This is a genomic window from Moritella sp. Urea-trap-13, assembly GCF_002836355.1.
Classification (GTDB): Bacteria; Pseudomonadota; Gammaproteobacteria; order Enterobacterales; family Moritellaceae; genus Moritella.
This window is the reverse complement of sequence record NZ_PJCA01000031.1, coordinates 339,238-354,153: the sequence shown is the minus strand read 5'-3', so window position 1 is coordinate 354,153 and position 14,916 is coordinate 339,238. Positions and strand designations below refer to the sequence as shown.

Annotated in this window: 12 protein-coding genes and 1 pseudogene; 6 read left to right on the top strand and 7 right to left on the bottom strand. The window is 45.1% G+C overall.

From position 1 onward, the window contains the following. Positions 1 to 328: 328 nt before the first annotated feature. From CXF93_RS09535 to CXF93_RS09510, 6 genes are all read left to right on the top strand, one after another. Positions 329 to 2,593: a heavy metal translocating P-type ATPase gene (locus CXF93_RS09535; protein WP_101062269.1), complete on the top strand. Its 2,265-nt coding sequence runs from the start codon at positions 329 to 331 to the stop codon at positions 2,591 to 2,593. Between the two features lie 31 nt (positions 2,594 to 2,624). Then, positions 2,625 to 2,978, top strand: coding sequence for a cupredoxin domain-containing protein (locus CXF93_RS09530; RefSeq protein WP_101062267.1), 354 nt, complete (start codon positions 2,625 to 2,627; stop codon positions 2,976 to 2,978). Positions 2,979 to 2,986: 8 nt separating this feature from the next. After that, positions 2,987 to 3,337: a P-II family nitrogen regulator gene (locus tag CXF93_RS09525; protein WP_101062265.1), complete on the top strand. Its 351-nt coding sequence runs from the start codon at positions 2,987 to 2,989 to the stop codon at positions 3,335 to 3,337. Next, positions 3,330 to 3,674: a DUF2933 domain-containing protein gene (locus CXF93_RS09520; protein WP_101062262.1), complete on the top strand. Its 345-nt coding sequence runs from the start codon at positions 3,330 to 3,332 to the stop codon at positions 3,672 to 3,674. The genes CXF93_RS09525 and CXF93_RS09520 overlap by 8 nt, the downstream gene beginning before the upstream one ends. Continuing rightward, positions 3,664 to 4,323, top strand: coding sequence for an isoprenylcysteine carboxylmethyltransferase family protein (locus CXF93_RS09515; RefSeq protein ID WP_101062261.1), 660 nt, complete (start codon positions 3,664 to 3,666; stop codon positions 4,321 to 4,323). Before CXF93_RS09520 ends, CXF93_RS09515 begins: the two co-directional genes overlap by 11 nt. A gap of 104 nt (positions 4,324 to 4,427) precedes the next feature. Then, complete coding sequence (locus CXF93_RS09510; protein WP_101062259.1) at positions 4,428 to 4,805, top strand: hypothetical protein; 378 nt, start codon at positions 4,428 to 4,430, stop codon at positions 4,803 to 4,805. 910 nt (positions 4,806 to 5,715) lie between these two features. On the opposite strand, the pseudogene CXF93_RS09505 reads toward CXF93_RS09510, so the two are convergent. The 7 genes and pseudogenes from CXF93_RS09505 to CXF93_RS09475 all read right to left on the bottom strand — a co-directional run. Further along, positions 5,716 to 8,406, bottom strand: a pseudogene (locus CXF93_RS09505) (thrombospondin type 3 repeat-containing protein); the annotation flags it as partial. Positions 8,407 to 9,866: 1,460 nt separating this feature from the next. Continuing rightward, entirely contained in the window at positions 9,867 to 10,214 is a 348-nt protein-coding gene (locus tag CXF93_RS09500; protein ID WP_101062256.1) for a DUF2956 domain-containing protein, read from the bottom strand. Positions 10,215 to 10,382: 168 nt separating this feature from the next. Further along, positions 10,383 to 10,616, bottom strand: a complete 234-nt coding sequence (locus CXF93_RS09495; RefSeq protein ID WP_101062254.1) for a zinc ribbon domain-containing protein — start codon at positions 10,614 to 10,616, stop codon at positions 10,383 to 10,385. A 208-nt stretch (positions 10,617 to 10,824) separates the two neighbouring features. Next, complete coding sequence (locus CXF93_RS09490; protein WP_101062252.1) at positions 10,825 to 11,784, bottom strand: HlyD family secretion protein; 960 nt, start codon at positions 11,782 to 11,784, stop codon at positions 10,825 to 10,827. Then, a complete protein-coding gene (locus CXF93_RS09485) occupies positions 11,784 to 12,110 on the bottom strand; it encodes a DUF3302 domain-containing protein (RefSeq protein WP_101062251.1) in 327 nt (108 codons plus the stop codon). The genes CXF93_RS09490 and CXF93_RS09485 overlap by 1 nt, the downstream gene beginning before the upstream one ends. A 215-nt stretch (positions 12,111 to 12,325) precedes the next feature. Then, positions 12,326 to 13,354 carry a TIGR01620 family protein gene (locus tag CXF93_RS09480; protein ID WP_232784162.1) on the bottom strand — a complete coding sequence of 343 codons (1,029 nt, stop codon included), beginning with the start codon at positions 13,352 to 13,354 and terminating at the stop codon, positions 12,326 to 12,328. Then, on the bottom strand, positions 13,345 to 14,802 hold the full coding sequence (locus tag CXF93_RS09475) for a YcjX family protein (protein ID WP_232784161.1): 1,458 nt from the start codon (positions 14,800 to 14,802) through the stop codon (positions 13,345 to 13,347). Before CXF93_RS09475 ends, CXF93_RS09480 begins: the two co-directional genes overlap by 10 nt. Positions 14,803 to 14,916: the final 114 nt, after the last annotated feature.

Sequence of the window (14,916 nt, the reverse complement as noted above, 5' to 3'; positions counted from 1 at the left end):
TCTCCTTTTGTGATACGGTTAGTGCTGTTAAGCACTCTCAAACACACCCTGCTACTTTACTCCTTGGACCGCCCTTCTGCGCCTGAATTTCACAGATAGACAGCGCTATAGCGCCAAAATGTCGGCGTGATGTATCACAATCTATTTTGGATGATATGGACTTTCAAATCACAACTCTCATTTGAAACTGTCATATTTGTCATAATCATGACACCTCGGTGACAGGTATAGAAGCTATGATTAAAGCGCAACTTCTCAATAGCACCAAGATTAAGCCAAACCTACATTGATAACGTCAACGAAACAGCAATCAATAAGGAAATGAGTAATGAAGCATAATGACTCAAAAACGATTCAGTTAATTATTGAAGGCGCCAGCTGTGCCAGCTGCGTTAGCAAAATTGAAACCGCGCTAACTCAAGTTACCGGGGTTACTACCGCAGAGATGAACTTTGCTGACAGAACGGTAATGGTAACCGCCAACACCGCTAATGACTTACTAGATTTTAACCGACAATTGATAAAAACGGTTGAAAGCGCTGGTTACCACGCCAAAGTACTGGAAGAAAGTTCTGCAGAGGATGCGCTGGATGAAAAAGAAAAAGCAGAGTGGGCCTATTATCAACGCCTGATACGGGATATGACCGTTGCCTTATTGCTGGGTGTGCCGTTGATGATTTACAGCCTGGTCGGTGGTGAAATGACAGTCACCACTACCGGCGAACGAATAGCCTGGTTGGTTGTCGGCCTATTGACGTTAGGCGTCATGTATTTTTCCGGTAAACATTTCTATGTGGGTGCTTGGCACAGTTTTAAAAATCATTCTGCCAACATGGATACGCTCATCGCTTTAGGGACAGGAACCGCCTGGTTATATTCCATGGTTGTGGTGTTTGCTCCCGATGCCATTCCCTTAATGGCGCGGCATGTTTATTTTGAAGCCACCGCGATGATCATCGGTTTAATCAACCTTGGCCTGGCGTTAGAGGTCAAAGCACGCGGAAAAACCTCCGAAGCTATCAAGCGGCTTATTGGCTTGCAGGCCAAAACCGCTAAAGTGATAAGAGACAACAAAGAAATTGATATCGAGATCGCCCAGGTCTTATTAAATGACCTTGTAAGAGTCCGCCCCGGCGAGAAAATACCGGTTGATGGTACTGTCGTCGAGGGACACACCGCGATTGATGAATCAATGCTGACAGGTGAACCCATGCCAGTGGAAAAATCCGAGCACGATGAGGTTGTGGCAGGCACAATAAACAAGAGCGGTTCCATTATTTTTAAAGCCACCCGGGTAGGTAAGGATACCGCGCTGGCACAGATCATTAATATGGTAAAACGGGCGCAAAACTCTAAACCGCCGATTGGCCGTTTAGCGGATGTAATTTCTGCTTACTTTGTGCCGACTGTCATGATAATAGCCATCGTGAGTGCGTTAGTCTGGCTTAACTTTGGCCCCGACCCTACGGTTGCATTCGCCATCGTGTCCGCTACCACTGTATTGATTATTGCCTGCCCCTGCGCACTTGGTTTGGCCACCCCGATGTCGGTCATGGTTGGTGTTGGTAAAGCCGCGGAAGCAGGTGTTTTGATCCGAAATGGCGAAGCGCTGCAAACAGCATCAAAGATCACCGCGATGGTTTTAGATAAGACAGGAACAATCACCAAAGGCGCGCCCACAGTGACCGACATCTGTTTGGCCAATGCTGACAACGAACAGACGGTGTTGCAATTGGCCGCCAGCCTAGAAGCAGGATCTGAACACCCGCTGGCCCAGGCCATTGTTGAATCTGCACTTGAGAAAGACATCGAACTAAAAAAAATTGACGGTTTTAACGCGATTGCCGGGCTCGGTGTCGAAGCCAGCTGTGAGGGTCAAGAGTTATTATTCGGTAACCAGAAACTGATGCAGGAGCGGAATATCGACATATCTGCATACCTTATAAAAGCGCAGACACTGGCAAAAGAAGCCAAAACCCCGATGTATTTTGCAGTCAATAACACATTAGCCGCCATCATTGCAGTCGCAGACCCGATCAAAGTAGATTCCATCGAAGCAATCAAACGCCTGCAGCGTAATAACATACGAGTCATCATGTTAACCGGTGACAACAGTGAAACTGCCGCAGCTGTTGCTAAAAAAGTTGGCATTACAGAGTTCTTTGCCGAAGTCCTGCCCGAAGACAAAGCCAAAAAAATTGCAGAGCTGCAGATGGAAAATGAAATCGTGGGCATGACCGGAGATGGCATTAATGATGCGCCAGCGCTCGCACTCGCCGATGTCGGTTTTGCCATTGGCACCGGCACTGATGTCGCCATTGAAAGTGCCGATATTACCTTGATGCGGGGGTCGTTACACGGACTCGCCGATGCGATTGCAGTAAGCAAGGCGACGCTCCGTAACATAAAACAAAACCTGTTTGGCGCCTTCATTTACAACGTTGCAGGCGTGCCCTTTGCTGCAGGGATCCTGTATCCGTTCTTCGGCTTGTTACTCAATCCTGTTATCGCGGGCGCTGCGATGGCCTTTTCGTCATTAACCGTAGTAACAAATGCCAACCGCTTACGTTTGTTTAAACCGACAGAACATTAACAGAACAACACCAAAACATAAGGAAATAATTATGATGTTAGTCAATATTGCAGGGTTCTTACTCATTGCAGCCATTGTTTGGTGGTTTTGGTTATACAAACCTAAGCAGGCAGCATTAGGCGAAGATGCATTGGTCATCATAGTAGAGAACGGTACATATCAACCTTCTCATATTCGGTTAAGCTCAGATCAGGCCGCAACATTAACATTCTTACGCAAAGATGAATCGCCCTGCGCGGCAACCCTGTTATTTCCAGATATGGAGATAAGTGAAAATTTACCGCTTAATCAGCCTGTAACTATCGCACTGCCGCCCATGCCAGCCGGGGAGTATCCTTTTCATTGCCAGATGCAGATGTATCGTGGCCAGCTAAAAATAGAGTGAGCTGAATTATGTCTATCAAAAAAGTAACTGCCATATTCGATGAACTACGTCTGCAAGAGGTAGAAAATGCACTGCAGCAGCACGGCATCACCGGGTTCACTATCCATAAAGCCCAGGGTCGCGGCGCTTATGTCGACAATTACAACCGAAACCAACTTTCATCTCATATTCAGATGGATATATATACAAACCAAAAGCTTGCGAAATTTATAGCCAAGCTCATCATTCGTGTTGCCCATGTCAATGCAGAAGGCGAAGGTCTGGTGAGTATAACGCCAATTGAGGCGTTGTACTGGATACACACCAAGCACGCTGTAGATGAAGCTGAATTTACCCTAAGAGGGAGCGATGATGAGTAAGCACAAAAAAAAATTCTGGTCGACTCCTACAGGTTGGTGTGCGCTGTTGTTAATCGCTGCGGTGAGCTATTTCCTGTTTATGGAACATAGAGAGCACGTATTTTCTTTTCTCCCTTTTTTAATAATTCTTTTATGCCCCCTGATGCATGTATTTATGCACGGAAAGCATGGACATGGCAAACATAACGAAGTTGATGAACCCGAACGTAAGAATGAAGATCCCGAAACATTCCAAGCATTAACGAAAAAAAATGATGCTTATCGTGAAGGTTACATTGAAGGTCTCAAAACAGCCCGACAAGGAAAAGAAGAAAAGGGGAAAAATGATGCAACATGATATTGCATATGGACTTTGGCCGCTCGTTATTATGAACTCCGCGATATTTATATTTTTCGCTTTCAGTTTTGTACGACCCAAGACCAAGACCGATTGGCGCAGCTTAGGGGCATTTTCCGCATTTATCGTCGCATTGTTTACCGAAATGTATGGTTTTCCACTTTCTATCTACCTCTTATCAGGCTGGTTAGCCGAGCAATACCCTGAGGTTAATTTTCTTGCACATGAAAATGGCCATTTATTACATACCTTATTTGGCTTTGAAGGTAATGCCCACTGGGACCCGCTGCACCTAGCCAGCAACATATTCATTATATTAGGCTTAGTGTTATTGTCTTCGGCCTGGAATGTACTTCACCAAGCTCAAAAAGCACACTGTTTAGCCTCTACCGGCTGGTACGCTCGCTGTCGTCATCCGCAATACATTGCGTTTATCATGATCATGTTTGGTTTTCTTTTACAATGGCCGACTATTCCGACTTTACTGATGTTTCCAATTTTGGTTGTTGTTTACATCAAGTTAGCCAAGCGGGAAGAAACCATTGCATTGGCAGAATTTGGGGATGAGTACCGCGACTATATGCACAAAACCCCCGCCTGGTTACCAAAGTTTAATAATCAGGCGTTAGAAAATAACAGCAAAAACTAATTAAACAAGCCAGGACAGTCAAAAGTAAACAACCTCCTGCGCCGCTCATTAGCTGTTAACCCGCATCAATAAAATAAGGGTTAACATGAAAAGAGGACGAGAACATGAATAATTTAAACCACAAAGTTGGCGTAAAAGAGCAAAATTTAGTTGTTCGAAACATAAAGCTAAGTAAATTAAATGAGCAAAATAAAACAGCCTTGTTAGAGGTTATTAACCAAACCTTCGGAGTTGATGCCGTTAATTTTAATCAAGAGAAAAGCACACTGCATCTTGCCTATGATGCAACGAATATAAATTTAGATGGCATTGAAGCCATCATCACACAACATGGGGCTGAAATTCATGATGATTGGTGGACACATATAAAAGAAGACTATTACAAGTTTATTGATCAGAACGTGAAAGACAATGCTGAACATAAACCATGGAGTTGCCACCAACCGCCCAAAAAACTAGGGCCCAAGTCAAGAACCAAGTGATAGATTAAATAACATTTGGTCGATCATAAACATAATGTTATTTCGTGCTGAAATCACGAATAAAAAACTTGAGATTCCCTTAAGTGTAATGCTTAAATTACATGAACTTTCATTAAAAGATTACTTTCATGCGTAACTTGGCTTTGGTTTTATTATTATTATTATTATTATTATTATTATTATTAATAAACTCATTTTCATTACCTCTTCAGGCAATGAATCGCCACGTTATGTCTGCAGATATCCCGTGTAACATGCAGATTGATGGCTGACATGGTGTGACGCTAACGCTGGCAACAGCTGTGAAATGAATGATATTGGCCAGTCAACACGCTGATGTAACTCAGTAAGTTAGCCCCCGGTATCACACCCGTTGTTAATATCCTGAATATCAGTGACTAGAGTGGATTCTAGTTATTTAGAACCACAAATCTCATATCCCATAAATTAACTAGACCTTGTTACATGTAACACGTGGTAATTGGTTGTTTTTTAAACATAATATCAATGTTACACTTTAAGCTATTTTTGAGTGTTAATTCAATCAATTTACTAACTTATTACACGATATTTACAGTGCCAGTAACTCACTATTGGACAAAACTGGCTTAGATCTATTGAACTAACCGATGGTAATACCGATTAGATTTTGTAAGGGGAGTAAAGGAATCGAACTGATCCCCTCACCCTATTGAATCATCAAATTCGGCACGCCACTACAATCTGCACATTTATAGGCAAGCTAAGAGTGGTGGCTCTAGTCTGAAGCTCCTGCAGCTAGATTAAGCGTAGGTGTTGCGTCAACTAATTCAAATCGCAACCGAAAACGGATCTTCACGATAAAAGAAAAACCCTACCGAAGTGGGGTTTTTCGCTCCTACCGTTCAGAAACTACGTTTCGAATCAGGTTTCACTTCTTCTTGTGAATTACAATCGAACCACCACCGACTGCTGTGGTGGGTTCTGCATCGTCAGCACCTCCCCGATTATTGTCGTAGACAACCTCGTCACCGTTGTCCTTGTCCCATATCTTGATGCGGAACATATCTACATCTGTTGACGGCGTCAGTTTTTCATCGATAGCAGATAGCATGAATCCATAGTTGCCGCTGCCATTGATCGTTCCAACCCCCTTGTATTTTGCTTGATGGCCTCCGATGATCAGCCAATCGTAGCTATCCGAGTTGAAATTCAAATCACCTGCCTTGAATTGGAACTCGGTATTGCCGCTCGGTGTCTGCTGGCCTTTCTTATACTTCGAGACGAAGCCGAAGTTGGCTTTGCCCGTCAGTCCCGGATCCGCGGTATAAGCGCCAGCTGGTGAATAGATCCAGCCGCCACCAGTAACAAATCCGCCATCCGGATCGTATACTGCGAGGAAGGTGCAGATCTCTTCGCCTACGTTGCCCGCCGCGTCCGTCCCCAAGACACACAGATTATGTACACCAGCTTCAGAAAATGCCGGAATCGGGGCTGTCACATCTTCTATGACCTCGTCGAACGTACCGTCCGCTGCCATTCCAACACTAGCGCCACCGTCTATGGTGTAATCCGCCGAGGTAATGTCGGACCCACCTGTAGCGGTGTCATCCACATTCGCAGTGAGCGTAATCACGGTGTTTATCTCAACCGGATTAGGTGTGGCAACGACATTGGATGTAATCGGAGGCTCGTCATCGCACACTCCGTTGATCACGATCCGGTTCTCACCCGCCTTGGTGAAGGTAATGCAACTCTGCTCGACCGGTCCCAGCACGGGCCCGTTGCGCGTGTAGGCGAACCCAACGTTGGACGATCCCTGTTGCCAGCTGTCCCAGTGCACATCGAAGTACTGGTTGGTGTCGATGTTATGCAGACACGTGTCATTCCCCGGCAGTAGTCTCAGATCCGGCAGTTGGCCATCGATTCGAAGATCACGGAGGTCGTTTCTGAATAAATTGGCTGTTGCACAGATTCCGCCCGCCCATTCCACCCGATCCTCGCCAAGATTGAAGACCGGACCTCTGAACGTACGGCTGATCTTCAGCTCTGGTGAGATTACGTCGAACAGCACTGGTTTAGTGAAGGTGACTGGTGCGCCTAGGCCCCCAACCTCGGTGCGAGTGTAAGAGAACTCCGGCGCACTGGAATTGGTGCAAGAGTTGGTGAATGATTGGCCATTACCGCACCCCCAGCTGTGCCAGAAGACGTCGTAGTCTACGCCTGTCGTAAGGTCGCGCAGGCAGGTATCACTTCCCGGCAGATTGTTCTCCACGCCAAACACACCGCCAACGTTTCGGAATTCATTACGGATCAAATCACGATGTGAGGAGTAAAATGTGCTCGTCGGTACCGCGCAGGTTCCTTCTGCCCATTGCGTCACATCAGACCCTATGTTGAAGACCGCATCAGACGTAGGTCGATCAAGCACGAGGTTAGCACTGATCACGTCCGTCTCCGGCGCTACCGTGTGCGTGTAACTGACCACCGCTGCGCCGCCCGTATCAATAGATTCGGTGGCCGTGACACAAAACTCGTACTCATCGTCGGCCAGCGCCGAAACATCAAGTTCTCCTGGAAGTTCCGAGTTTGCGTAGACTTCCGTCACCACTGGCGTTTGCGTCGGGCTAACCCGGGTGTAGGCGTATCCTCCCGCACCACGCGCCGACCAGCTGTCCCAGTGCACATCGTGATCTAAACCGGTCGTAAAGTTCCGCAAACAGGTGTCGCTGCCGGGCAGATTTCCCTCCACGCCAGGGGGTCGTGGGAACCGGAAGTGGGTTTGAAGGAAGCTGTTGAAATCGGTAATGAAACTGCTCGTAGGTGCCGCACACGCGCCCACGGCCCATCCAATAGAATCCGACTCGACATTCCGCACACCCTGGACGAATTCTCGGCGGATGTGCAGGTTCGGACTGATGATGTCGGTTTCACGAAGGACGAAATTGAACTCCTGTTGGGTGTAGATGACCGTCCCTCCGCCAGTATCGGTGCGCGTGTAGGAGAATCCGGCACCGCCAGCATTCGGGTCCGTGCAATTGCCACTGTTACCACAAGTCCAGCTATTCCAGAGGACGTCGTATTTATCACCGGTCGTATCATTGCTCAGACAGGTGGCGCTGCCTGGGAGGTTATATTGCACGCCAAACACAGGATTCGGTGGGCTATTCCGGAATACGTTTTGAAGCATGCTCTCGTGCGAAGAAAAGAACCCAGTGGTCGGTGCCGCGCACGTGCCCGCCGCCCATGAGACCATATCTGTACCGGCATTTTTAACGCCTCTAGGCGCGTCAGCTCTCCGGAAGAGTCTGAGTCCAGCTGAAATCGCATCGACACCTTCTGGCTGAACGAAGGTGACGGTTTCGATCGTGAGCTGCTCAACGCTGACATCGCCTTGTTGCGGCAGTGGGCTGATCAACTGAACTTGCGCCACCATGCAGACGCCCTCTGGTTCGGCCAGTGCGATACAAGCTGCAGTCTCGCCTTGCAAGGGATTGGCGATGCTCGGGCAGTTGTCGCAGACATCACCCACACCGTCACCATCACTGTCCTCCTGAAGGGGATTAGCAGTACGCGGACAGTTGTCATCGACATTGAGTATGCCGTCAGCGTCGAGGTCGGGGTCCGGATTCACCGCGATGCCATCGACCTGCGTCAAACCCGTAGAACCAAGCAGCGTGCAAGTTCCCGTGCCATCGTACGAGACCACACCATCGTTACGGTCTGTTGCGTAGAAGTTGCCTAAATTACCGATATCCATCCCGTTGATGCGTGAACTTGAGCTACAGCTCCCCCAATTGAGGGTACTCAGGCGGGCGCCGGTATCAGGGTCCAACTCATGGGCGTTCGGCTCGACGCTAACCAGAAAAAGCCGATCGTTGATAAGATCGAAGGCGATGCCACCTCCTTGGGTAGTCCCTGAGGAGAATCCGGCGAACGAGGCGGCCCCGGTCAATTTGTCGATTAAATAAAGTTGGGAGCTGCTCGTTGCGCGAGCATAGAGACGCCCGTCGGCCCGGAACGAGATATCCGAAATTCCATTAACGCCAGTTGCCCCCACTACTGTAGTAGCAGCTGTTAAATGGTCGATCGTGAATATTCTCGGTATACCAGGAGCGCCATTGGCCTCTACACCCCAAAGGATGCCCGTGGTAGGATCAAAAGCTATCCCTGTTAAGAAAACGCCAGTGGAGCCAACAGTGTTGATTACCACCCCGGTGTTCTCATCGATCTCGTACAGGTTTGAGCTATCGACCACGAAGACCTGTTCGGCTGTTGCCTCAATGGAAAAACACAGCGATAAAGCTACACTGGCGAATAAAATAGTTTTTTTCCTGAGAACTCTTCGGTAAGCATTTTTAATCAATGAAAGCATGACTGTCCCCACTTAATTACTAAAGAAGTTGCAGCACGGCGATCTTGGAGCATCCGAAGCGTCATTCATGACAACTCGGACGAAGCGAGGATCCGTGACTTTCCGCCCCTGACTTTGGTCCGGTCTGGTCTGGTTTGGTTTTTTTGTCTCCTAAGCGTAGTGGAAGTGTGAGAATTTACCATTCGGTTAACAAATTTTGACATTATTGAGTAATCAGGAATAACCGCTTGTGGACGCGGACATATTCCCCCCAAAAAAATTACTGTCATGACTCAGTGAATTTAGCTGCCTTGCAGGAGGCTTTCTTGCTCTTAAGGTAAAATAGTCCATATACAGCTTATTGAACATAAAGGTGATGTGGTTTAATTCTATCGGACACTTCTAAAAGCATTTAACAAGACAAAGCACGACTCGATTGAAATGCTTATTTCTAATGCTTTTAAATGTTGGTTACAAGTCGCTATGGGTGCGAAATTACTTTACATTATATTTACCTAGTTTAAGACTGGTTCACAATAGGGTTTGCGTGAGCAATTTTGATATGACTAATCACTCCCATTCTTTACATGAGAAAATGTATGGCGAACTGTCATGAACAAATTATGAATGAGTAAAAAATCTAACGAGAAAAGGGGCAGGAATAGCTTAGGGCAATCACCCTAAGCTATTGGTCGACGAGTGAATACTACGAAGCCGTTAAGTAATATTTAACCTATGACAAGCACGCCATTTTGTACAAGATAACCTGCAAAGCCAGCCCAGCTTAGCGCTAACAATGCCCAAGGTAGTCGGCTTGACCTTACTTGCTTTTGATCACTTTCAATCTCTACGTTATTGTCTTGTTCTGCAGCCGCTGCATTCGTTCTTATTTTTTGTTTTTTCTGTTTATCAAGCTGGCGAGATTTGGCTTTATGCTGTTTCTTGTACTCAGCGATGCCCTTCTCGATACCTGCTGCGATCAATTTAGTCTGTTCGCGGCTTTGACCTGGTTTTTTAATACCGTTAGCAATGCGTGTAGATTCAGCTTGCACTTCTGTTGATGCTTTCTGTGTCATGGATTTTACTCTTCATTCAGCACTATTATTCAGTACTATTAGCTCAGTTAACGTGATGATAAATAACTCAGGTCCATGTTGCAAGTTAGCAATATGAAATGGTAACGATTACCCAGCCACGACGCTGTACACACTAAACAATACAACGGCATTAGCATTACGCATCACTTAAGCAAGCTTGAACTGATGCGTTACACGGCTTTTCGATTTAAGTGAGTTGCAGGTATTACAAAAGTAATTGGTCGCACCACAGGCCTGTAACTTTTCTAGCTCTGCATTACAATCAGGGCAAAAACTAATCTTCTTATAATCTTGATTGCAGCTAACGCAATGATACAGCCCAGCTTTCCAAGCAAGCGGCTCATGGCATTGATTACAGTTATTTTCATTTGGGTTGGTCATATTTGAATTCCTAGTGATTTCCTAGTAATAGTCCTAACGATAGACGCACTGATCGTGAAACACCTTTCATTATACCCATAAAGATATAGCCTTAATACCAATACAGCTTTTAATATAAAAAAAGGGGCTGTAACCTAAGCTACAGCCCCCCTTTAAATCATCGTATTAGCTAGTACTATATTCCTAACTAAGCATCTATTACACAGCGTTAATGGAATGGGAAGAAGTAGTTCATCCAAGACGCCATACGTAACAATATTTTACGCATAATAGCCACATGTTCAAAATGGGTTGAATAGATAGCCGTTTGACCATACGCACCACCCATCATCACATCGCTGTATTGCTCAAAACGTGGATCATCAATTTCAAATAATACCGGAATCCGACCAGGAACACGTGCCGTTTGCACAGAGATTAACGTACCCGATGCTTGTATTTGTCCTTCAGGGATAGCAGGAATAGCACCAATCACTTTCGCACTGAATACTTTACCTGGTAGACCATCAAAGATCACTTCCGCTTTAGAGCCTTTTTCAAGACGTAGCATGCTGTTTTGGCGATACCAACCAACAAGAGTCTTATCATCTGTATGCTTGAATACCATCACTGGACGTAAAGGCAGACTCACCGCTCGCATACCAGGACGTAATGCTTGTTGCACAACATAACCATCGGTCGGCGCACGGACAATCGTACTATCAAGATCGAATAACGCCAGTTCGCGTTTAGCAGTTAAATCATCAACTTGACCACGGGTAAGATCAACATCTCGTTGTTTACCAATACCTTTAGTATACAGCTCTTTAGCACGTTTAAAGTCTGACGTCGCCACCACTAGATTTGCTTCAATTGAATCAAGCTTGTCTTCGAATGGTTTTGGGTCTAACTTGAAAAGCACGTCACCTTTCATCAATAATTGATTCGCTTTAACCGGCACTTCAATGACAGTCCCATTAACGGCAGGCACAATAGGGGTTGTCACATAGTATTCACGGCTAATTTCAGAAAATGGATGGTTATAATTCATGGTGAAAACCAGACCACCAATCAAAATGATACCACCGAGTACCGCAGTGGGTACACTCCATTTATTTAGCGGGATCTTAAATATTTTGAATATGGCGATACAAAAAGCGGTATACGTTAATATGAGTAATAAATCCATTATTCACTCCCTCCTTCTAACGCATTAAGACGTTGTTTGACTTCGGTTAGTTCAAGTTCTAACTTTTCGATGTGTTCTTTACTTGAATGGCCATCAGAGAAGCCCCAACCACGGTCTGTGCGGTATAAGGTTGCCCAAATCCACAGGAATGGCCAAAGTACATGTAAGGTAAAGAGACTTACCCAGCCAGCAACATGAATTGCATCTTGGTGTGGGTGATTTCGGTGAACTGCAATTTCGTAAGGAATATCATGTATAACAATGACACCATAAAACAGCACAATAGCAACAAACACCAGTATGACCAGCGCAACGTATTCCAACATAATTAACTCCTTTAATCGCTCAGAAACGTGCTTACTTCTTGTAAGACTTCTTGTAATAAGTGATAAGCCTATCATTAAACCTGTCATTAAACCTATCATTAAAGATAGGAAAAACAATAATATAAATAACCCTATAAGCTTCAATGATAGACTATTTCAAACGAAAATAAGGAAATTAACCGTTACAAGTACCGCCAGTCTTGGTTAGTGACGACTTAACCATTCATGCGTTGTAAGATTCGTTTGATAAAATCTTTCAATTTCGGTTTATTCTCAGCTGAAAAACTAATCGGTCGACATGCTGTCACAGCTGCTAAGCCAATACGCGCAGTATACACACCCGCACCAATACCTTGGCTTAAACGAGCGCCAGTGATACCCGCTAAGCTCGTAGTACCAAACTCTTGTAACATTTCATCCAGAGCTAACTCACTCACACCGATTAATGCTAAATAACGCAGTACACTTTTTAATAACTTGTAACGGTTCGCCAACGAAGGGCGCATACCGTATACCTGCCCTACCTCATCAATCATTTTCATGCTGCGCCATAAAGCCAGTAGCATATCAACAGCCGCCCACGGACTTGCTGCGACCACAACACCTGTTTGCACACTGTATTTCGACACCCGACGTAACGCTTCTTTATCTAATGGTGCTAAAAACACGTTTTCAAGATGCACCATAGCTTCTTTATCATTACTGTAATCAGGCATGGATTTGATACATTTAGCCAGTAACGGCGCTTGTGGTTTACCTTGATAGAACTGCGTTAACTTAGCAATAAGTCCTTTGGCTTGGCCAACATCATTGGTCGCTTTTAACTGCTCAGCTTTATCTTGTATGCCTGCTAGTGCCGCCATGTTGGCTTTATCAAATAAGAAGCTGAATACACTGCGTAATGCCAACACTGCAACGATTACAATCAAACCTGCAAAGCCTGTCGCGACAATCCAATGTAAGGCTAACGCACTTTGGAAGATGGTATATATTTGCCACAGTGACATGACCCCAAAGATACTCGCCACACCAATAACAAACGATTTTAAGCCTTTGATTGGCAATGCTTCCAGAGTCAGTCCACTGTATGTTTCATCAACACCATCGTCTGCAGTGATTGAAGCTGGTACTTGGCTTAAATCATTATCGAGATCGGGCATAAATACTTTGGCTTCACGCGTTGGCGTTACTACCACGTCATCAGCTTGCATATCGATGGTTTTACCTTGCTTAGTCATAGGCATTTGTCCCCTATTAATTCATTTAAAATACTATCAATTCGAATGTGTGGTAATACGTCTTGGTTGCTAAACGACAGTCCTTGCGGCGGATTTAATAAGGGAATCTGCCAATCTAAAAATGGCTGCCATTGTTCGCCTTCAGGAATACGGGTCGGAATAGTAGGATGAATGTAACCAATCGGCTTGCCATTCACCCCACAACCTGCAATACCACGATCGCCTTGATGTTTTATCTCTTTAGAAGATCGCACTGCTGCTGTCGCTTCACAAATCGGTTGCACGCCTTCATGCTGCGCACTCTTATAAGCCTGTTTCACAATTACGCCGAGCAGTTGTCTAACAGCATCATGATCTTCACTTAATACCTGATCTATCTTGGTTGCAGCAAATACCACTTTATCAATCTTAGGTTTAAATAATTGCACCAAGCGATTTTGATTACCATACGAAAAACTCTCGGTAATACTGGTTAATGCTTGACGCATATCATCTAAATATTCAGGGCCTGAATTTAAGGTATTCACCACATCCACCAGCACTAATTGGCGGTCGATACGACTAAAAAAATTCTTATAAAAAGGATCAACTAACTGCTTCACATAACCTTGATAATTACGCTGACAATGTTTGTAATAGCTGTTCTCAGCAGCGCCGTTGAGTTCTTCTTGGCTGTATTTCTGGCAACCCAGTAACGGCACAAAATTTAACAGTTCATTATTCTCTACCGAGCCAGGCAATAAGAAACGCCCAGGTTGGATCAGACTCAAACTGCTGTGTTTATATTTACAGTCATGCAGAAACTGCACAAATTTAGCATTCAGTGATGTTAATACTGTTTCATCAACCGCAGACATTAGGTCTAATTGACTTAATTCGTCATACAAATCGCCCATCAACTCACGTCGCGGTGATGCTTGATATTGCGCTTGGCATTGCTCACTCCAACGGGCAAAGCTCATTTCACGTAGCGGTAAATCGAGTAACCATTCACCTGGATAATCGCGGATCTCAAGGAATAAAGAAAACTGCTCGGCTTTTAACGGGTTTAAGCGTCGTCCAGCACGGGACAATCTTAATTCAAGTAAACAGCCGCTGCTATCAGTGGTTGATGCTGGCCACTTGGCTTGTGCTTGCGTTAGGCTCTGGTAGTTTTTTTCATATGGAAATACCGGAATATTAGTATCTGCTAACGGGTGCATTTTCACACCCAGCAGGCGTTCGCTCAATACCGGTGAAAAACCCGCTAAATTGGCATTCTCATGATGAATAAGTTGATTAATCAAGCTAGTGATAAAGGTCGATTTACCACTTTTACTCAACCCGGTAATACCAATACAAAAGTAACGGTTCTGCAGCTTAGCAATGCTCGCCAGCCCATCTTCTTTCAAGGATGTGGCTTTGCGGGACGCTTTATTGATTAACTTGGAAAATTTTTGGTTTGAGTCTCGCATATACCTACTTCAAGGTTAAAGGAAGGAGAACAATGATTACTATCATAATAGAACATACTTTTAGTATAAAAGTACCTTAGACAAAGTTTACTATAGATGTAGGTTAAACCAAAC